Here is an 18,724-nt window from a genome sequence, read left to right on the forward strand (position 1 = left end):
ACGTTGGAAAACGATTGTACAACAGGCGCCATTTTGGCTCAGGCCGCTATCAAATCGGGGCCGGAGAGCATCAGGGCCAGCCGCTCCGGCGGCAGCGGACGGCTGATCAGGTAACCCTGCAATTCGTCGCAGCCGTTCTCGGACAGGAAGCTGCGCTGCTGCTCGGTCTCCACCCCTTCGGCGATCACGCGCAGCTTGAGCCGGTGCGCCAGGCCGATGATCGAGCTGGCAATGGCTTCGTCGCCGTCGCTGCGGCCCAGGTCGCGCACGAACGATTTGTCGATCTTGAGGGTGCTGATCGGGAACGACTTCAACGCCGACAGGCTGGAATAGCCGGTGCCGAAATCGTCGATCGACAGCGATACGCCCATCGCCCGCAACTGCCCCATCTTGTCCAACGCCTGCGCCAGGTCGCGCATGATCAGCCCCTCGGTCACTTCCAGCTCCAGCCAGCGCGGATCCATGCCGCTGTCGGCCAGTGCGCGCGCCACGCGGTCCACCAGGCCCTGCTCCTCGAACTGGCGCGGCGAGACGTTGACCGAGATGCACAGCGGCGCCAGACCCGCATCCTGCCACGCCCGGTTCTGGAAACAGGCGGTACGCAACACCCATTCGCCCAGCGCCACGATCATCCCGCTTTCCTCGGCCAGCGGGATGAAGCGGTCCGGCCCGATCACGCCGCGCGCCGGGTCGTGCCAGCGGATCAGCGCCTCGCAGCCGAAGATGCGGCCCGTACGCATTTCCACCTTGGGCTGGTACACCAGGTGGAACTGCTGCCGCTCGAAAGCGATGCGCAGGCCTTCCATCAGGTGCAGCTTCTCCTCGATGTTCACGTTCATCTCGCGCGTGTAGAACTGGTAGTTGTTCTTGCCCAGCTCCTTGGCGCGGTACATGGCGGCGTCGGCGTGCATGAGCAGCGTTTCGGCATCGCTGCCGTCCTGCGGATAAACCGCCACGCCGATGCTGCAACTGACCTGCACCTTCTGCCCCGCCACGCACATCGATTGCAGCACCGCGTGGCGCACCCGCTCGATCACGGCGGTCGCCTGCGCTGGCGCCCCGTCGCCCACGGCGTCGAGCATCAGCACGAATTCGTCGCCACCGAAGCGGCCCACGGCGTCGCTGGTGCGCACGCAGCCGGCCATGCGCTCGGCGACGATCTTGAGCAGCTCGTCGCCAGCGTTGTGGCCCAGACCATCGTTGACCAGTTTGAAGCCGTCAAGGTCGATAAAGGCGACCATCACGGCGCCGCCGTCGGCCACCATCTGGTTCAGGCGCTCGGTGATGCGGACGCGGTTGGGCAGGCCGGTCAGGTTGTCGTGGTGGGCCAGGTGCAGCATGCGTTCCTCGGCCAGCTTGCGCTCGGTGATGTCGCGCACGATGGCGACAATGCCGCCCTCCACCGACACCACCTGCTTCTGCATCCAGCGCGGATAGCGCGGCTGGGTGGTGTTCTCCCATTCGCGCTCGTGCACGCCGCCGTCTTCGCTGGCGCGCACCAGCAGCTGGAACATGCCGCCCTTGCGTGCTTCCGGGATCATCTCGAGCAGCGTCATGGAACACAGATCGCCGTGCGACATGCCGGTCATGCGCTCGGCGCGGGCATTGACGTCGATGAAGCGGAAGTCGATGATGGCATTGCTCTGGTCGCGCACCTCGCGCAGTACGAAGAACGCATCGAGGCTGGCGGCGGAAGCGGCGGCAAAGGTTTCGCGCGCGCGGCGCACGCGGGCGCGGTTGCGCGCGCCCTGCCAGGCCCACATCCACAGCAGCGCGGTGCCTGCCACCAGCACCAGGCTGGCCGTGGCGAGCGCCCACAGCTTGTCGCGCGTCTCGCGCTCGAACCGCGCCATCTGCTCGTTCTCGTCCAGGCCCACGATCACCCGCAGCGGTACCTGGTGCAGCTCGCGCGCGGCGGCAAAGCGCGTTACGCCGTCGTCCACGTCAACGCCGCCGGCCGGCAGCTGCTGGCCGTAGGAGGTCTGGTCGCCCACGCGCAGCGCGCGCACTACACCGTCGGTACCCACCAGCGCCAGCATGCCGCGCTCGCCCAGGCGGCTGCGCTCGTAGTCGCTGGTGAAATAGGCGGGATCGGTTTCCAGCATCACGATGCCGGCGAAATTGCCGCGCGCGTCGTCGAGCCGGCGGGTGAAGTGCAGGTGGGCGTCGGACTTGACGGCATCGCGGCGCGCGTGGCTGACAAAAATGCCGCCGCTGTCGCGCTGCTGGTGATACAGGAAATAGGCCTGGTCCGCCACCGAGACCGGGCGCGACCTCGGATTGCTGGCCACCACCATGCCGTCGCGATCGACCACGCTCACGGCAAACACCATGGCCGGTGGCAGCAGGCCTTCGCCTGCCAGTTCGGCCAGCGCGTCCGACGCGCCGCTGCGCTCGACCGCGTACTTGATCACGCGCAGGGTCTGGTCGATGCTGTCCACGCTGCGCGCCACTTGCGCCTCGTAGGTGCCCAGCACTTCGCCCACCGTGTTGACGGCGGCGGCGCGGGCGCGCTCGCGCCCCTGCTCGATGTCGTGCAGCGACAGCAGCCACAGGCCGCCCAGCAGCGCCAGCGCAAACAGCGGCAGCGAAATATAGGTATCGAGCCCGCGGCGCAGCCAGCGCGCAAACAGTTGAACGATCATGTGGAACTCCTCGCCCATGCCACGGGCAGCCCGGCGCATGCGCGCGGGCGGACGTGGACAGACGTCTGCACTACGAAAAAATGGAGGGGGGAGCAGGCGCCATGTGGTGTTACCAGCACTACCCAAAGGCCAATTTCATGCCATGCGGCAATATACCAAAGATTCTCACCAAAAACCACAGTTTATTTGATAAAAATACACCAACAGTTACTTTATGTTATCAATTATACTTTCCAGCAAGCAGCATCAGGAGCGGGCCAGCGCGTCCACCAGCTGGTCGATGCTGAAAGGCTTGAGTAGCAGCTGGGCACCCGCGAGCGCCGCTTTGGGCGTCTGGCCGCTGGCAAAAATCACTCGCAAGCCTGGCTGCAACGCCAGCGCGCGCGTGGCCAGCACTTCGCCCGACAGGTCGGGCAGCGAGATATCGGTGAGCATCACATCGAACCCGCCCTCTGCCAGCGCGGCCAGAGCGCTGGCGGCGTCGCCGCAGGCGCTGACCTGGTGGCCCAGTAATTCGAGCAGTTCGGCGGTGGTTTCGCGCAGTTCCGGTTCGTCTTCGACCAGCAGGATGCGCTGGCCCGAGGGCTGGTCGGTAGCGTTTGCGGTTGTCGTGGCAGCCATGGCCGCCGCAGGCTGCGCCGCCAGTTGCACCGCATGCTGGCGGTTGGCCAGCACGTGGCGCACCTTGCGCGCCAGCGCTTCGCGCGTGTACGGCTTGCCCAGCAAATCGACGCCGGCATCGAGCCGGCCGCCGTGGACGATGGCGTTTTCGGTGTACCCCGAGGTAAACAGCACGGCAATGCCGGGCAGGCGTTCGCGCGCCTTGCGCGCCAGTTCGGGACTGCGCAGGGGGCCGGGCATGACCACGTCGGTAAACAGCAGGTCGATCGGCATGCCGCTGTCGATGATGGACAGGGCGCTGGCCGCGTCGCTGGCCTTTAACACCCGGTAACCGAGTTCACCGAGCATGTCGACCACGGTCGCGCGCACGCCCTCGTCGTCCTCGGCCACCAGGATGGTCTCCTGGCCGCCCACCACGGCGCGCATTTCGGGCGGCGCCGGGGCATCCTCGATATCGGTGGAGCGCGGCAGGTACAGCTTGACGGTGGTGCCGCAACCGGGTTCGCTGTAGATCTGCACGTGGCCGCCGGACTGGCGCACGAAGCCATATACCATCGATAGTCCAAGACCGCTGCCCTTGCCTTCCGGCTTGGTGGAGAAGAACGGATCGAAGGCCTGCGCCACGATCTCGGGCGCCATACCGGTACCGGTGTCGCTGACCGCGATCATCACGTACTGGCCGGGCGTCAGTTCCGGGTGGTTGCGGGCGTAGTGGTCGTCGAGCATGGCGTTGCCCACCTCGATGGTGAGCTTGCCCACGCCATCCATGGCATCGCGGGCGTTGATGCACAGGTTGAGTACCGCGTTTTCCACCTGGGCGGTATCGACCAGCGTATTCCACAGGCCGCCCGAGATCACGGTTTCGACCTCGATTTCCTCGCCCAGGCTGCGCCGCAGCATGTCTTCCATGCCGGCGATGAAACGGCCGATGCGCACCACGCGCGGGTCGAGCGCCTGGCGCCGGCCGAACGCCAGCAGGTAGCTGGCCAGCTTGGCGCCACGGGTAACGCCGGCCAGCGCCTGTTCCAGCCGGCGCTCGGCGCGCGGCATGCCCGCCACGTCGGCGGCCAGCAGTTGCAGGTTGCCGGAGATGACCTGCAACAGGTTGTTGAAGTCGTGCGCCACGCCGCCGGTCAGCTTGCCGATCGCTTCCATCTTCTGTGCCTGCTGCAGCTTGAGCGACGTGCGGCGCATCTCTTCGGCTGCCGCCCGTTCGGCCGTCATGTCGCGGCCCACGGCGTGGATGAAACCCTCGTCCGGCACTGCGGTCCAGGACAGGATGGCATGGCCGCCGCCCTTGCGCAGGGTGCGGTTCTCGAACTTGAAGGTGCTGCGGCCTTGCGCCAGCGAAGCCATTTCGTCATGCGACGATTGCGCATCGTCGGGGTGGATGATGGCGTGGATCGAGGTGCCGATGATTTCCGCTTCCTCCCAGCCCAGCAGGCGGGTAAAGGCCGGATTGGCAGCAGTGATCCAGCCATCGAGCGTGGTCACCAGCATCACGTCGGTGGCGTAACGCCACATGCGGTCGCGCTCCGCCGTGCGTTCGGCCACCTGCTGTTGCAGCTTGCTGGCGGTAGCCTTCTGGTCTTCGATGTCGGTGCTGGTGCCTACCCAGCGCTGCACCACGCCGTTGTCGTCGATGATCGGCATGGCGCGCACGATGTGCCAGCGCCAGGCGCCGTCGGCGCGGCGGATGCGGTATTCGACCTCGAAGTTCTGCGCCGTCGCCACCGACGCGCGCCAGGCGGCGCCCACCTTGGCGCTGTCTTCGGCGTGGACGATGGCGGTCCAGCCGTCGCCTGCCAGTTGGCCCGGCTGGGTGCCGGAATAGCGGTACACCTGCTCGTTGAACCAGTTGAGCGCACCGTCGGCGTCGGCCGCCCAGACCTGGCTGGGCATGGCCTGAGCCAGGGTACGGAAGGTGTTTTCGCTGGCGCGCAGCTGATGTTCGGCGCGAATCTTGGCGGTGGTATCGACCACCACCACCAGCACCCCGCACGGCTTGCCCGCTTCGTCGAGGACGGGCGCGTAGTCGAGGTCCATCCATACCTGCTCCGGTTTGCCGGAGCGCAGCAGCGTCATTTCCTGGTCTTTGTAGGCCAGCGTGCCGCCGGCCAGCGCCACGCGGATCACGTACGCATTGTGCTCGGCCACCTCTGGCCACGACTCGCCCACCTTGGAGCCCAGCGACATCGGGTGGCGGCGCCCGGCAAACTCGGAGTAACCGTCGTTGTAGATCATGATGCCGTCTTCGCCCATCAGCGCCACCATCGGCAGCGTGGAACGCAGCATGGTCGATACGGTGGTCTTGAGCGATTGCGGCCAGGTGTCGATCGCGCCCAGTGCGGTGCCGGCCCAATCGTACGAGGCGATGATCTGCGCGATATGGCCGCCGCCGTTGAGGAAGGGATAATTCACGAGGTTACTGACTAGTATGCGATAAGCGTCGATTATAGGACGTCGTCGATGGAAAAAGGTACTACGCAGGCCAATCGTACCAATCGTACATTGCACAGGAAACAAATAACCTCTATAGTGCGAATACGAATCATTATCATTTCTTAGGACTGTTGACGATCAATCGCATGGATATTCCACAAGAACTCCGTAAATTGGGCCTCAAAGCCACCCTGCCCCGGCTGCGCATCCTGCAACTGTTCCAGGAGTCGAAATCCAAGCACATGAATGCCGACGACGTGTACCGGCTGCTGCATGACGAGGGTATCGACATGGGCCTAGCAACCGTGTACCGGGTGTTGATGCAGTTTGCCGACGCCGGCATCCTGATCCGCCGCCATTTCGAATCGGTGGCCTCGGTCTTCGAGCTCAATGAAGGCGGCCACCACGACCACCTGATCTGCACCAATTGCGGCAAGATGGAAGAATTTCTCGATGCCGAGATCGAGCAGCGCCAGGAAGCCGTGGCCAGGGAACGCAACTTCGTGCTGCACGAGCACTCGCTGTCGTTGTACGGATTCTGCGGCGACTGTGCCGACACTCTAAAGCCCGGAGTCGGCAAACGCTTCCGCCGCAACTGAGGCTCAGCTCTAGGCGGCTTGCAGCAGGCCGTGATCGATAAAGCTGCGCGCCATGGCCGCTGGCTGCGGGCGGCCGTAGCAATAGCCCTGGATTTCGTCGCAGCGCCAGGCGGCCAGCATGGCGCGCTGCTGTTCCGTTTCCACGCCTTCGGCAATCACGGTCAGCCCCAGGCTGTGACCGAGGCTGATGGTGGCCTGGACGATGGTGCTTTGCTCGCTCACGGTGTCCATATTGCGCACGAATGATTGGTCGATCTTGAGCTTGTGGATCGGGAAGCGCGACAGGTACTGCAGGCTCGAATAACCGGTGCCGAAATCGTCGATCGCCAGTTTGAGGCCCAGCGCCCGCAGCCGGTGCAGCAGCGCGATCGCCGGCTCGGCGTTTTCCAGCATCACGCTCTCGGTAATTTCCAGTTCGATCGATGCCGGCTCCACGCCGGTGGCGGCCAGCACGCCTTCCAGGTGCGCCAGGAAGTCCGGCGCGGCAAACTGGCGCGGCGAAATATTGATCGCCACCTGCACCGCCACGCCAGTCTGGCAGCGCCAGGCGGCGGCCTGGCGGCACGCTTCCTCGATCACCCATTTGCCGATCGGGATGATCAGGCCCGATTCCTCGGCCAGAGGAATGAAGTCGGCCGGCGAGATCAGCTGGCCCATGCGGCGCCAGCGCAGCAGCGCCTCGAAACCCACCAGGCAGCCGTCGCGCAGGCCTTGCTGCGGCTGGTAATGCAGTTCCAGTTCGTCGCGTTCGATGGCGTGGCGCAGCAGCGCCTCCATGTCGAGCCGTTCGCCGGTTTGCGCCGTCAGTTCCGGTCCGTAGGTGACCAGGTTGTCGCCGCCGGCCTTGCGCGCCGCCTGCAACGCGGCGTCGGCATAACGCAGCAGCGCCTGCGGCGACTGGCCGTGCAGCGGATAGCTGGCCGCGCCCAGGCTCACGGTGGTGAAAATCTCGTGGCCTTCGCAGTCGTACGGATTGCGCACTTCGTCGCGCAGGCCGGCCAGCGCCTGCTCGAATGCCACGCTGTCGCAGCCCACCCGGTACAGGATGGCAAAGTTGGCGCCGTCGAGGCGGAATACCTGGCCGCCGCTGCGCTCGGCCGCCAGCCGCAGGCGCGCCGCCAGCCCCACCATCACGCGGTCGCCAAAGGCGTGGCCGAAACCGCCGATAATGCGCGAAAAGCGGTCGATGGTGCCCAGCACCACCGCGTGGTGGCCGGCGTCTTCCTGCTGCGCGGCCAGCTGGTGCAGCCTGGCCTCGAAAGCGCGGCGGTGCGGCAGGCCGGTGAGCGGATCGTGGCCGGCCAGGTGTTTGAGTTGGTCCTCCACCCGTACCCGGGCCCGGACGTGGTACAGCAGGAACAGGCCGGTGACCACGGCCAGCACATCGAAAATGTGGATCAGCGTGGTGATCGAGGAGATGCTGCGGCCAGCGAGCGTGCCGTTGTCGTACAGCGCCTCCTGCGCCCGCAGCTGCATCGCATCGATCTGCGTGCGCAGCGCCTTGACCTCGTCGTTCATCGTCACCAGCAAGTTCCGGACGGGGTCGCTGCCAGCGTTAGCGCCGGGGTTGGCTTCCATCAGGCGCTCGAATTGCGGCGCCATGGCGACGATACGCATGGTCCCGTCGCGCAATACGCCCAGCTCCGGGCCATCGCCCAGGCTGGGCCGCAGTTGCCCCAGAGTGGAATCGAGTTCGCTGCGGCCCATGCGTTCCAGGAACTGGAAGCGGTCCGGCGTAATCGACTCCGTGTATCGTTTATCGTAAGCCAGCTGGTACCGCAACAGCGCGCTCTCGTACTCGCCGAGGTAGCGCAACTGCGGGATGACCACGGACAGCAGCGGCGTCTCGTTGCGGCGGATGGTATTGGCGGTCCGCTCCATGGCGGCCGACAGCACCAGGCTGGCCACGATCACCAGCAGCAGCGAAATGCAAATGACAAGACGCGAACGGCTGGCGGATGGCTGCATGGCTTACTCCAGTGCGGACGATGGCTCGGCGCCGCTGGCCTGGCGCAGGCAACGCAGCAGCGCGTTGGCTTCGAATGGTTTGCTCAGGAAGCAGCTGGCGCCGCCCGACAGCGCGCGCTTGCGCAGCGTTACCTCCGGGAAAGCCGTCATCAGGATCAGCGGCAGCGCATTGCCCTCGCGGCGCAAGTGCTCGAGCAGCTCGATGCCGCTCATGCCGGGCATTTGCAGGTCGGTGATCACGCAGTGGTAGGCGCCCAATTCCTCGTTGGCCAGCAATGCGCCGGCCGAATCGTAGGCATGGGCCGAGTAGCCATAGGAGCGCAGCAGGCTGCGCAAGGCCACCCGCACCGACTCGTCGTCATCGACGATGGCAATATTGGAAAAATCTGGATCTGGTTGAAACACTACGTACTCCCATGTTCGAACGGCGGCTAGCGGCCGTCCAGCGCATGGGAGAACAATACCGGTCCGCGCACGATCGCGGAATCATACATGGGTATAAGAACGCTGCAGGAAGGCGGGTATTCAGGCCAGGCCGAGCGCCTCGGCCATCCGTACCAGGTCGGCGAAGGTTTTCGCCTCCATCTTGCGCATGGCGTTGCCACGATGGATCTTGACCGTGATTTCGCTGGTGCCCACTTCGCCGGCGATCTGCTTGTTCATCAGGCCACGGGCGGCCAGCGCCATGATTTCGCGCTCGCGCGGGGTGAGCGTGGCGTAGCGCGCGGTGACCGCGTGCAGCGCCTGGTCGCGGCTGCGGCGCGCACTATCGGCCTGCAGCGCCACGTTGATGGCGTCGAGCAGGTCCTGGTCGCGGAACGGTTTGGCCAGAAAATCGATGGCGCCCGCCTTCATGGCGCGCACCGACATCGGTATGTCGCCGTGGCCGGTCATGAAAATCACCGGCAGCGGCACGCCCTCGCGATTGAGGTCCGCCTGAAAATCGAGCCCGCTTACGCCCTGCAGGCGCACATCGAGCAGCAGGCAGCTGGTCACATCCACGCGCGACACGGCCAGGAACGCCGCCACCGAAGGGTAAGCCGCCACCCGCATGCCAACGGAGCGCAGCAGGCTGCCGATGGCGTCGCGCAGCAGCGCGTCGTCGTCCACCAGGTAGATCAGCGGCTCGATGGCAGCGGTATCGGTGGACGGGTTCATGCAGCCTCCGGGACAGGGAGGGAAACCACGATGGTGGCGCCGACCGGCGCATCGCCCTCCGGCTCGACCGCCCAGATACGACCGCCATGGGTTTCCATGATAGAGCGGCAGATCGGCAGGCCCATGCCCATGCCATCGGGCTTGGTGCTGTAAAAGGCTTCGAACAGCCGCGGCATCTGGTCGGGCGGAATGCCGGGGCCCGTGTCGGTCACGCCCAGCCACAGCGTGCCGTCGGCGCGGCGCTCGGTGCGCAGGGTGAGCACGGCCTGACCGGCCGGGCACTGGTGCATGGCCTGGATGGCGTTCATCAGCAGGTTGATGATCACCTGTTGCAGCTGCACGCGGTCGCCATTGACCGGCGGCAGGCCGGCTTCCAGCTCCAGCACCAGCGCCACCCGGTGGTTATTCAGTTCACGGCGCACCAGGTCCACGCTTTCCTCGGCCAGGAGGTTCAGGTCCAGACCCAGGTGCTGCGGGTCGCTGCGGCGCGCCAGCGCGCGGATGCGCTTGATCACGCCGGTGGCGCGGGCGCTCGCTGCGAGAATGGCGTTGACGGTGTAGCGCGCCTCTTCCAGGTCGGGCTGCGGACGGTTCATCCAGCGCAGGCAAGCCTCGCCGTTGGTAGAGATGGCGGCCAGCGGCTGGTTCACCTCGTGCGCGATGGACGCGGCCAGTTCGCCCAGCATGGTCACGCGGGTGGCGTGCTGCAGTTGCACCTGCGAGCGGTGCAAGGCCTGCTCGGCCACCACGGCGGCGGTGACGTCGGTGATGGAACCGACGTATTCGCAGTCGCCGTCGCGCGAGAACAGCGGCTCGGCCAGCACCTGCACATGCTTGATCGACCCGTCGGCCATCAGCAGGCGATGACGCAGATCGACGCTGCCCAGACATTCGACGCAGCGGTCATACGCGGCGCGCACCATCACGCGGTCATCGGGCGCGGTGCGCGTCAATATCAGGTCGATATTGGGGGTAATCTCGGGCGCATGGCCGAAGATGCGCGCGGCCTCGTCGGACCAGTACATCTCGCCGCCGGGGGACTTGATACTGAAACTGCCGGTCTTGCTGATGCGCTGGGAACCTGCCAAAAAGGCCTGGCTGCGGCGCAGCGCCTGTTCGCGCGCCAGCAGCGCGTTGGTGGCGGCCTGGCCGCGCAGAACCAGGAATGTGGCAATGCCGATGGCCGACATGCTGACACCCATGCGCCCTACCGCAGCGATGGAAAACACGTCGAGGTGGGTGACAACGTACGACAGCGCGGTGGCCAGCAGGCATGCCGCGCAGGTCCACAACACGCCGCGCCGCTGCCACACGCTGGCCGACAGCAGTACCACCACCACGTACATTACCGCGATCGCCACGTCGAGCGGCGTGAAGGTGTCGACGATGAAAATCAGCACCGTACTCAATATCAGCAGTGTGGAGAGCAGTGGTGTCCTGGCGTCCCGGCGCATCGTCAACCTTGTCATTATCATATATTCACGGGATTATAAGGGCAACCAAAGGTTTGCTCTCCTATACAAAGGGATAGGCAGAAAATCATCATCCACGTCCATTTAGCAACCAAAGTATGATAGCCAGTAACTTCCGGTTAGCATAAGCTGTGGTCATTGTCACCACGGGGAACGCCTTGAAACTGTACGAGACACTGGCTGCCGACATCGCCGGGCAAATCGCCCAGGGCGTGATCCGCGAGGGTGAGCGGATCCCCTCGGTGCGCCAGACCAGCCAGCACCACAACCTCAGTGTATCGACCGTGATCCGCGCCTTCCTGCTGCTCGAGAGCCAGGGCGTGATCGAAAGCCGGCCGCAGTCGGGCTACTTCGTGCGGCGCCGCCCGGCGGACACCGTGCTGCCGGCGCAGCCAGCGCCGCCGGCGCCGGCCGAGGTGGCGCGCGCGCCGTCGCTCGATACCAGCGCGCTGGTGCTCACCACCCTGCGCTCGATCGACCAGGGCAGCGTGCCGTTCGGCTCCCCCTACCCCGATCCCGCGCTATTCCCGTGGGCGCGCCTCAATCACTACGCCACCAGTATCGGGCGCCGCGACGGTGGCCGCATGCCGCTGGCCGACCTCCCGCCCGGCAACCCGGAACTGATACGCCAGATCGCCCGCCGCCACCTCGATAACGGGCTGGCCGTCGACGCAACAGAAATCATCGTCACCGCCGGCGCCACCGAAGCGATCAACCTGTGCCTGCAAGCGGTGGCCCGGCCGGGAGCGGCCATCGCGGTGGAATCGCCCACCTATTATGCGCAGCTGCAGGCCGTCAGACGGCTCGGCATGCGGGTGGTGGAAATTCCCACCGACCCGCAACTGGGCATGGACCTGGCGGCCTTGGAGCGCGCCATCGAGACCGACGACGTCGCAGCGTGCATGGTGATGCCCAACTTTCAGAATCCGCTCGGTTTCCGCATGCCGGAGGCGCGCCTGCGCGCGCTGGTGGACCTGCTGGCACGGCGCGATCTGCCCGCAATCGAGAACGATGTGTACCACGAGCTGTATTACGGCGACAGCCATCCGGCTAGCCTCAAGCACTTCGACACGCATGGCCTGGTCATGCATTGCAATTCGTTTTCCAAGAGCCTCACCAGCGGCTGGCGCATCGGCTGGACCCTGCCCGGGCGCTTCCACACGCAACTGGAAAAGCTCAAGTTTCTCAATACCCCCAGCATGCCGTCGCTGCCGCAACTGGCAATTGCCGAATACCTGCGCACCGACGGTTACGACTACCACCTGCGCCGCCTGCGCAAGACGCTGGCGCAGCAGGCCAGCATCATGACCGCCGCCGTGCTGCGCTTTTTCCCCGATGGCACCAGCGTCTCGACACCGGCCGGCGGCTACCTGCTGTGGGTATGCCTGCCGCCCGGCGTAAAGGCGCTGGAACTGTATGCGCGTGCGCAGGAACGCGGCATCAGCCTGGCGGCCGGCGACATGTTCGCCGCCAGCGGCGCCTGGCGCCACCACATCCGCCTGAACTACAGCTATCCGTGGAGCAAGGCGCTGGAAGCGGCGGTGCGCACGCTGGGCCTGGTGACCGGGGAACTGATGGAGCCGATGCGCCGCAGCAGGTGAATTCGCCACAACTGTACTCCCCCGCCATGGCGCCATCTGTAGCCGTGGCGCGGCCGTGCGCGGCCCTATCCTGTAGCCTTCTCCACACCGCACAGGCCCGCCATGAAAACCTCCCGCACCAAGGTCGCCAACCTGCTCATGGCCGGCTTTGAACAGGGGGCGGCATGAATACCGATACCGGCCGCACGCCGCTACGGGTGATCGTCATCGACGGCGACCGCCGCGCCTGCGACGCCACCATCGCGCTGTGCCGCCAATCGGGCTTGCGCGTCAACGGCTGGGCCCATGATGGCGCGACCGGGCTGGAATTGATCGAGTCGCTGCCGGCCGCGCCCGACCTGGTGATCCTCGAACTGCGCCTGCCCGACATGGACGGCGCCGACCTGCTGCTGGCGCTGTCGATGCTGGCGCCAGCCACCAGCGTGGTGATCTGCAGCGCCGTATGCGAACAGATCCAGGACTCGGCGCTGACGCTGGCCACCACGCTGGGCCTGCGGGCGCTGGGCGCGGTGCGCAAGCCGGCGCAGGCCGCCGCGCTGCTGGCCGCGATCGGCGATTGCGCGCGCGCCGGTCCCACCGGGTTGCCAGCGCCGCGCAAGGAAGCGCCGCTTATCTTGCCGGTGCTGGCAGCGGCGCACGTGCGCGATGCCATCCGCCACAGCGAGTTCGAGCTGCACTACCAGCCCAAGGTGGCAGTGTACGATGGTGCCCTGCAAGGGGCCGAGGCGCTGCTGCGCTGGCGCGTTCCGGACCGGAGCCTGCTGGCGCCGGGCAGTTTTCTGGCGCAGATAGAAGCTATGGGCATGATGGACCAGGTGACCATGGAAGTGATGCGCCTGGCGCTGCGCGACTGGCAAGCATGGAGCCGCGCCGGCCTGGCACTGCCGCTGTCGGTTAACCTGTCGCCGCTGTCGCTGACCGACCCGCACCTGGCGCGCCAGCTGATCGACGCTGTGGCGCAAGCCTGTGTGCCGCCGGCCTACCTGACCTTCGAGGTGGTCGAACACGCTGAGGTGGCCGACCTGGCCACGGCGCTGCGGGTGCTGATCAAGCTGCGGCTGCACGGCTTCGGGCTGTCGCTCGACGACTACGGCGCCGGCCACGCGTCCATGCTGCGGCTGGCCCGCTTTCCTTTCAGCGAACTTAAACTGGACCGCCAGCTGGTGCACCAGGCGTGGCAGCGTCCGCACCTCAAGCCGTTGCTGCGGCACGCGATTGCCACGGCGCGCGAGCTGGGAGTAACCTCGGTGGCCGAAGGGATCGAAACGCCAGAAGACCTGGCGCTGCTGCGCGAACTCGGTTGCGACCAGGCACAAGGCTACCTGGTGGCGCGGCCCATGCCGGCCGAAGCCATGCCCGGCTGGCACCTGGACCAGCTACGGGCCAGTGCCAACCTGACGCCGTCCCGGCAGGACGATCAGCGCAGCCGCGTGGTGCCGCTGCGCCGCCCTGGCCGGCGCTCCCCGACGGACGGGGACCGCAACCGGTAACGCTCCTAGCGCCCGCCGCCAGCGGGCATGACACCCGGCGACAGCAGCACCGGGATCGACTTGGAGGTGGGCGTACCAGCGCCGTCGGCCACGCTGGCCAGCGGCACCAGGGCGTTGGTTTCCGGGTAGTAGGCGCCCAGGCAGCCGCGCGGAATGTCGTAGGCCACCAGCATGAAGCCATCGGCGCGGCGCACCGTCTCGCGCTCGTTCCCCTCGTCACCTTCTGCCCACACACTGCGCACATCCACCCAGTCGCCCGCCTTCATGCCCAGCATGTCGAGGTCGGCCTGGTTGATGAAGATCACGCGGCGCATGCCGAACACGCCGCGATAGCGGTCGTCCAGCGCATAGATGGTGGTGTTGTACTGGTCGTGGGACCGGGTGGTCATCATCACCATCAACTGTTCGCCATGGCGCCGGCGCGCGCGCGAAATCGGCGTGTCGTGCGCCACCGCGTGCGCGATGAAGGTGGCTTTGCCGCTGGCCGTGCGCCAGGTCAGGTCGCGCGGTGCCACCGGCAAGTGAAAACCGCCCGGCACGGCGATGCGCGCGTTGTAGTCGTGGAAGTCGTCGAACACCAGCGCGATATCGTCGCGGATGCGGGAGTAGTCGTCACGGTACGTCGCCCAGGCCAGGCTGTCGCGCCCTACTCCCGGACCGCCGCCGAGCGTGGCCTCGGCCATGTGCGCGACGATCGCCACTTCCGACAGCAGGTCCGGCGATGCTGGCTGGTTGATGCCGTAGGAAACGTGGACCATGCTCATCGAGTCTTCCACCGTCACGCCTTGCGGCACGCCCTGGCGTTCATCGATCTCGGTGCGGCCCAGCGTGGGCAGGATCAGCGCCTCGCGCCCGTGCACCAGGTGGCTGCGATTGAGCTTGGTGGTGATATTGACCGTCAGCGCGCACGAGCGCAGCGCCGCGTACGTAACCTCGGTGTCCGGCGTGGCGACCGCGAAATTGCCGCCCAGTCCCACGAACACTTTCACTTTTTGCGCGGCCATGGCGGCGATGGTGGCCACCACGTCCAGCCCATGGTGGCGCGGCGGCTCGAAGCCGAACACCTGTTCCAGGCGGTCGAGGAAGGCTGGGGTGGGCTGCTCCTCGATACCGACCGTGCGGTTGCCCTGCACATTGGAGTGGCCGCGCACCGGGCACAGGCCCGCGCCCAGGCGGCCGATATTGCCGCGCATGAGCATCAGGTTGGCCAGCATCTGGATCGTCGCCACCGAGTTCTTGTGCTGGGTAATGCCCATGCCCCACGTAGCGATCACGCGCTCGCCCTTGACATACACCTGCGCCAGCTGCTCGATGGTGGCGCGCGGCACACCCGATTCGGCCAGCAGCAGGTCCCAGCTTTCGGCCTGCAGGTCGGCGGTAAAAGCGTCGAAGCCGCTCGTGTGTTCGGCGATGAAGGCCACGTCGAGCACGCGCGGCGCGTTGGCGGCGACCGCCGCTTCGTCGAGTTCCAGCACCCGCTTGGCCAGCGCCTTGATCAGCGCGAAGTCACCGCCCACGCGCGGTTGCAGGAACAGCGAGGCGATCGGCGTGCTGGTGAGCGTGAGCATTTCCACCGGGTCCTGCGGACTGGCGAAGCGTTCCAATCCCCGTTCGCGCAGCGGGTTGATGGACACAATGGTGGCGCCGCGCCTGGCGCAGTCGCGCAGCTCGCCCAGCATGCGCGGGTGGTTGGTGGCCGGATTCTGGCCGAAGATCATGATCACGTCGGCATGTTCGAAATCTTCGAGCACCACCGTGCCCTTGCCCACGCCGACGGACAACGGCAGGCCGCGACTGGTCGCCTCGTGGCACATATTGGAGCAGTCGGGGAAGTTGTTGGTGCCGTAGGCCCGGGCGAACAACTGGTAGAGGAAAGCCGCCTCGTTGCTGGCGCGGCCAGACGTGTAAAACGCCGCCTGGTCGGGGTGGTCGAGCGCCTTCAGTTCGCGCGCCACCAGGGCAAAGGCGTCGTCCCACGACACCGGCACATAGTGGTCGATTGCGGCGTCGTAGCGCATCGGCGCCGTCAGCCGGCCGTGCTGTTCCAGTTCGTAGTCCGACTGCGCCAGCAGCTCGGTCACGCTGTAACGGCTGAACAGGTCATTGGTCACGCGCTTGCTGGTGGCCTCCGCCGCCACCGCCTTGACGCCATTTTCGCAAAACTCGAAGGTGGAGCTGTGCTCGCGGTCGGGCCAGGCGCAGCCGGGGCAGTCAAAGCCGTCGGGCTGGTTCTGGGCGAACAGGGTGCCGTACTTGCCTGCGGAAACGCGCTCACGCCACAGGTTGAGCGCCACGTACTTGAGCGCGCCCCAACCCGCCGCCGGATGGGTGTATGCTTCGATCTTGCCCGCAGCTTCAGTGTGTTTGGTACCCATGTCGTCGATGCTCCTCTAAAAAATTCATGATGCCAGGATGGCGTTATCCTACCAGCCTGCCATGGCGCGCTTGATCGATTGCAGCAGCAAGCGCCTGCAATCGGCAGCGCACAGGCCATTGGCGCGCATGGCGTCGCGTACGCTTTCGGAAGCGGTGGGCAGTGCATTCTCGTGGCAGATAAAGTAGCACGCTGCCAGCGCAGCGGCCAGCACGACGCAGCACACGATGAGCCATCCGGCTTTCGCATTCCCGACCATCTGCAGCACCGGCAGCTTCCCATAATTGACGACCATACCCCCTCCAGAAAGTGCGCAGGACGGCGGCGCCGACCTGTTGCCAATATAGGTCGGTGCGGAACCTGGCGAAATCGCACCTTGGTAATGCCAACTCATACCAAGGTTTAGGTTCATGCGCGGCAGTCCCCGCTCGCCTATTCCAGGAGGGAATAGCAGCTATTCCTTCAGGCAGGTTACAGCCGCGCGCAGGCGTGGCAGCATCCTGTTATCAATGGAGGAAGACATGAAACGCAAGACCAAATGGAGTCTGGCCGGCGCGGTGGTGCTGGCCGGCTGCGCCGGCGCGGCGGCCTGGATGCTGGAGCCGGCGATCGCGCCCATCGCGCCGCCGGCAGCCGCCAGCTTCGCTGCGCAAACGGTGGCGCGCGGCGCGCGCGTGGTGGCGCAGGGCGACTGCATGGTGTGCCACACGGCTTCCGGCGGCGAACCCTTTGCCGGCGGCCTGCCGCTGAAAACGCCGTTCGGCACCATCTACACCACCAATATCACGCCCGATGCCGGCACCGGCATCGGTAACTGGTCGCCGGCCGCGTTTACCCGCGCGCTGCGCCGGGGCGTGGCGCGGGACGGCCACCTGCTGTATCCGGCCTTCCCCTATATTCACTACACCCGCATGTCGAACCAGGACATCGAGGATGCCTACGCCTACCTGATGACCCGCGCGCCGGTACAGGCCACGCCGCCCGCCAACCAGCTGATTTTCCCGCTCAATTTCCGGCCGCTGCTGGCCGGCTGGAACCTGCTGTACCTGCGCCCCGGACCGGTGCCGGCCGATGGCAACCGCAGCGAAATCTGGAACCGGGGCCGTTACCTGGTGGACGGCGCCGGCCACTGCGCCTCGTGCCACAGCGCGCTGGGACCGATCGGCGGCGAACGCAGCCCAGCCTTCAGCGGCGGCAATATCGATGGCTGGGATGCGCCCGCGCTAACCGCCCTGCTGCAAGCACCGCGCCCGTGGACCGAGCAGCAGCTGGCGCTGTACCTGCGCCACGGCTGGTCGCCCGAACACGGCGCCGCCGGCGGCCCGATGGCGCCGGTGGCGCACAGCCTGTCCACCACGCCGCCCGAAGATGCGGCAGCGATCGCCCACTACATCATGTCGCTGCAAAACCCTGCGGCAAAACCGCCTGCACTATCGGCTGCAGCGGTCATCAAGCCCGCTGCCAACGATCCTGCGCTGCTGCCGGGCCGTACCCTGTTCGCCGGCGCCTGCGCCGGCTGCCACACAGGCGCCGCGCCGATGATGGCCGCCGGTAGCCGCCCGTCCCTGGCGCTGAGCAGCGCCGTTGCCGGTCCCAAGCCCGATAACCTGATCCAGACCATCCTCAACGGGCTGCCATGGACCCACACCGGGCAGTCGAGCTACATGCCGCCATTCGCGGGCACCCTGACCGACGCCCAGGTGGCCAGCATCGCCATGTACGTACGCGCCGAGATCGGCCAGCGCGCGCCATGGCAGGACGACAAACAACGCCCGCTCGACGCACGCGGCATCGAACAACGCGTGACCGCCATCCGCAAGGAGAACCAGCAATGACCAACCTCACCGTCAACGGCGTGTCGCACACGCTGGCCATCGATCCCTCCACGCCGCTGCTGTACGCGCTGCGCAACCAGCTGGAACTGAACGGCGCCAAGTTTGGCTGCGGCCTGGGCCAGTGCGGCGCCTGCACCGTGCTGGTGGACGACCAGCCGGTGTTCGGCTGCCTCACGCCGGTCGCCGCGTGCGCGGGCCGCAAGGTGCGCACCATCGAAAGCCTGGGCGCGCAAGCGAAGCCGGGCGCCCTGCAAGCGGCGTTCATCAAGCACCAGGCCGCGCAGTGCGGCTATTGCATCGCCGGGATGGTGATGCGCGCCCAGGCGCTGCTGGAAAAGAACCCGCACCCCACCGATGCGCAGATCCGCACGCACATGGAACCCAATCTTTGCCGTTGCGGCACCCACATGCGCATTCTTGGCGCGATCCGCGAAGTGGCGCAAAAAACTACCCCAGCGAGCCAGAAATGACGATAGCCGAACAACCGATCGACCCGCGCCGGCGCGCCGTGCTGCGCGC

At 66.3% G+C, this 18,724-nt stretch carries 13 protein-coding genes; 5 read left to right on the forward strand and 8 right to left on the reverse strand.

Annotated features, from left to right (window positions below):
* Nucleotides 1-38: 38 nt before the first annotated feature.
* A complete protein-coding gene (locus DUPY_RS00255) occupies nucleotides 39-2,645 on the reverse strand; it encodes a bifunctional diguanylate cyclase/phosphodiesterase (RefSeq protein ID WP_070245748.1) in 2,607 nt (868 codons plus the stop codon).
* Between the two features lie 246 nt (nucleotides 2,646-2,891).
* Nucleotides 2,892-5,687: a hybrid sensor histidine kinase/response regulator gene (locus DUPY_RS00260; protein ID WP_084640469.1), complete on the reverse strand. Its 2,796-nt coding sequence runs from the start codon at nucleotides 5,685-5,687 to the stop codon at nucleotides 2,892-2,894.
* 167 nt (nucleotides 5,688-5,854) lie between these two features.
* Here DUPY_RS00260 and fur point away from each other — a divergent pair, with 167 nt between their 5' ends.
* Nucleotides 5,855-6,307 carry a ferric iron uptake transcriptional regulator gene (fur, locus tag DUPY_RS00265; RefSeq protein ID WP_070245732.1) on the forward strand — a complete coding sequence of 151 codons (453 nt, stop codon included), beginning with the start codon at nucleotides 5,855-5,857 and terminating at the stop codon, nucleotides 6,305-6,307.
* Between the two features lie 9 nt (nucleotides 6,308-6,316).
* On the opposite strand, the gene DUPY_RS00270 is transcribed toward fur, so the two are convergent.
* The 4 genes from DUPY_RS00270 to DUPY_RS00285 form a co-directional block, all read right to left on the reverse strand.
* Complete coding sequence (locus tag DUPY_RS00270; RefSeq protein WP_070245733.1) at nucleotides 6,317-8,275, reverse strand: putative bifunctional diguanylate cyclase/phosphodiesterase; 1,959 nt, start codon at nucleotides 8,273-8,275, stop codon at nucleotides 6,317-6,319.
* Between the two features lie 3 nt (nucleotides 8,276-8,278).
* A complete protein-coding gene (locus DUPY_RS00275; RefSeq protein ID WP_070245734.1) occupies nucleotides 8,279-8,680 on the reverse strand; it encodes a response regulator transcription factor in 402 nt (133 codons plus the stop codon).
* A 120-nt stretch (nucleotides 8,681-8,800) separates the two neighbouring features.
* Nucleotides 8,801-9,433 carry a response regulator transcription factor gene (locus tag DUPY_RS00280; RefSeq protein ID WP_070245735.1) on the reverse strand — a complete coding sequence of 211 codons (633 nt, stop codon included), beginning with the start codon at nucleotides 9,431-9,433 and terminating at the stop codon, nucleotides 8,801-8,803.
* Nucleotides 9,430-10,902, reverse strand: coding sequence for a sensor histidine kinase (locus tag DUPY_RS00285; protein ID WP_070245736.1), 1,473 nt, complete (start codon nucleotides 10,900-10,902; stop codon nucleotides 9,430-9,432). Before DUPY_RS00285 ends, DUPY_RS00280 begins: the two co-directional genes overlap by 4 nt.
* Nucleotides 10,903-11,063: 161 nt before the next feature.
* Between DUPY_RS00285 and DUPY_RS00290 the strand changes: the two genes are divergently transcribed.
* Together DUPY_RS00290 and DUPY_RS00295 are read left to right on the forward strand one after the other, a co-directional pair.
* Entirely contained in the window at nucleotides 11,064-12,506 is a 1,443-nt protein-coding gene (locus DUPY_RS00290) for an aminotransferase-like domain-containing protein (protein ID WP_070245737.1), read from the forward strand.
* A 164-nt stretch (nucleotides 12,507-12,670) separates the two neighbouring features.
* The gene (locus DUPY_RS00295) at nucleotides 12,671-13,996 is read left to right on the forward strand and encodes an EAL domain-containing response regulator (protein ID WP_070245738.1); all 1,326 of its coding nucleotides are present in this window, start codon (nucleotides 12,671-12,673) and stop codon (nucleotides 13,994-13,996) included.
* A 5-nt stretch (nucleotides 13,997-14,001) separates the two neighbouring features.
* On the opposite strand, the gene DUPY_RS00300 is transcribed toward DUPY_RS00295, so the two are convergent.
* Together DUPY_RS00300 and DUPY_RS00305 are read right to left on the reverse strand one after the other, a co-directional pair.
* Nucleotides 14,002-16,371 carry an FdhF/YdeP family oxidoreductase gene (locus DUPY_RS00300; RefSeq protein WP_070245739.1) on the reverse strand — a complete coding sequence of 790 codons (2,370 nt, stop codon included), beginning with the start codon at nucleotides 16,369-16,371 and terminating at the stop codon, nucleotides 14,002-14,004.
* 48 nt (nucleotides 16,372-16,419) lie between these two features.
* Nucleotides 16,420-16,665 (reverse strand): hypothetical protein, encoded by a 246-nt coding sequence (locus tag DUPY_RS00305; protein WP_070245740.1) that lies wholly within the window; start codon nucleotides 16,663-16,665, stop codon nucleotides 16,420-16,422.
* Between the two features lie 226 nt (nucleotides 16,666-16,891).
* Between DUPY_RS00305 and DUPY_RS00310 the strand changes: the two genes are divergently transcribed.
* Together DUPY_RS00310 and DUPY_RS00315 are read left to right on the forward strand one after the other, a co-directional pair.
* Nucleotides 16,892-18,205 carry a c-type cytochrome gene (locus DUPY_RS00310; protein ID WP_070245741.1) on the forward strand — a complete coding sequence of 438 codons (1,314 nt, stop codon included), beginning with the start codon at nucleotides 16,892-16,894 and terminating at the stop codon, nucleotides 18,203-18,205.
* Entirely contained in the window at nucleotides 18,202-18,675 is a 474-nt protein-coding gene (locus tag DUPY_RS00315; RefSeq protein ID WP_070245742.1) for a (2Fe-2S)-binding protein, read from the forward strand. The genes DUPY_RS00310 and DUPY_RS00315 overlap by 4 nt, the downstream gene beginning before the upstream one ends.
* The last annotated feature ends 49 nt before the right edge of the window (nucleotides 18,676-18,724 follow it).

Source organism: Duganella phyllosphaerae, assembly GCF_001758785.1.
In the GTDB taxonomy this organism is placed as follows: Bacteria; Pseudomonadota; Gammaproteobacteria; order Burkholderiales; family Burkholderiaceae_D; genus Rugamonas; species Rugamonas phyllosphaerae.

Coding starts and splice junctions, on each gene's coding strand:
- DUPY_RS00255 (WP_070245748.1), bottom strand. CDS start 2,645: ATGATCGTTCAACTGTTTGCGCGCTGGCTGCGCCGCGGGCTCGATACC.
- fur (WP_070245732.1), top strand. CDS start 5,855: ATGGATATTCCACAAGAACTCCGTAAATTGGGCCTCAAAGCCACCCTG.
- DUPY_RS00270 (WP_070245733.1), bottom strand. CDS start 8,275: ATGCAGCCATCCGCCAGCCGTTCGCGTCTTGTCATTTGCATTTCGCTG.
- DUPY_RS00280 (WP_070245735.1), bottom strand. CDS start 9,433: ATGAACCCGTCCACCGATACCGCTGCCATCGAGCCGCTGATCTACCTG.
- DUPY_RS00285 (WP_070245736.1), bottom strand. CDS start 10,902: ATGACAAGGTTGACGATGCGCCGGGACGCCAGGACACCACTGCTCTCC.
- DUPY_RS00295 (WP_070245738.1), top strand. CDS start 12,671: ATGAATACCGATACCGGCCGCACGCCGCTACGGGTGATCGTCATCGAC.
- DUPY_RS00300 (WP_070245739.1), bottom strand. CDS start 16,371: ATGGGTACCAAACACACTGAAGCTGCGGGCAAGATCGAAGCATACACC.
- DUPY_RS00305 (WP_070245740.1), bottom strand. CDS start 16,665: ATGGTCGTCAATTATGGGAAGCTGCCGGTGCTGCAGATGGTCGGGAAT.
- DUPY_RS00310 (WP_070245741.1), top strand. CDS start 16,892: ATGAAACGCAAGACCAAATGGAGTCTGGCCGGCGCGGTGGTGCTGGCC.
- DUPY_RS00315 (WP_070245742.1), top strand. CDS start 18,202: ATGACCAACCTCACCGTCAACGGCGTGTCGCACACGCTGGCCATCGAT.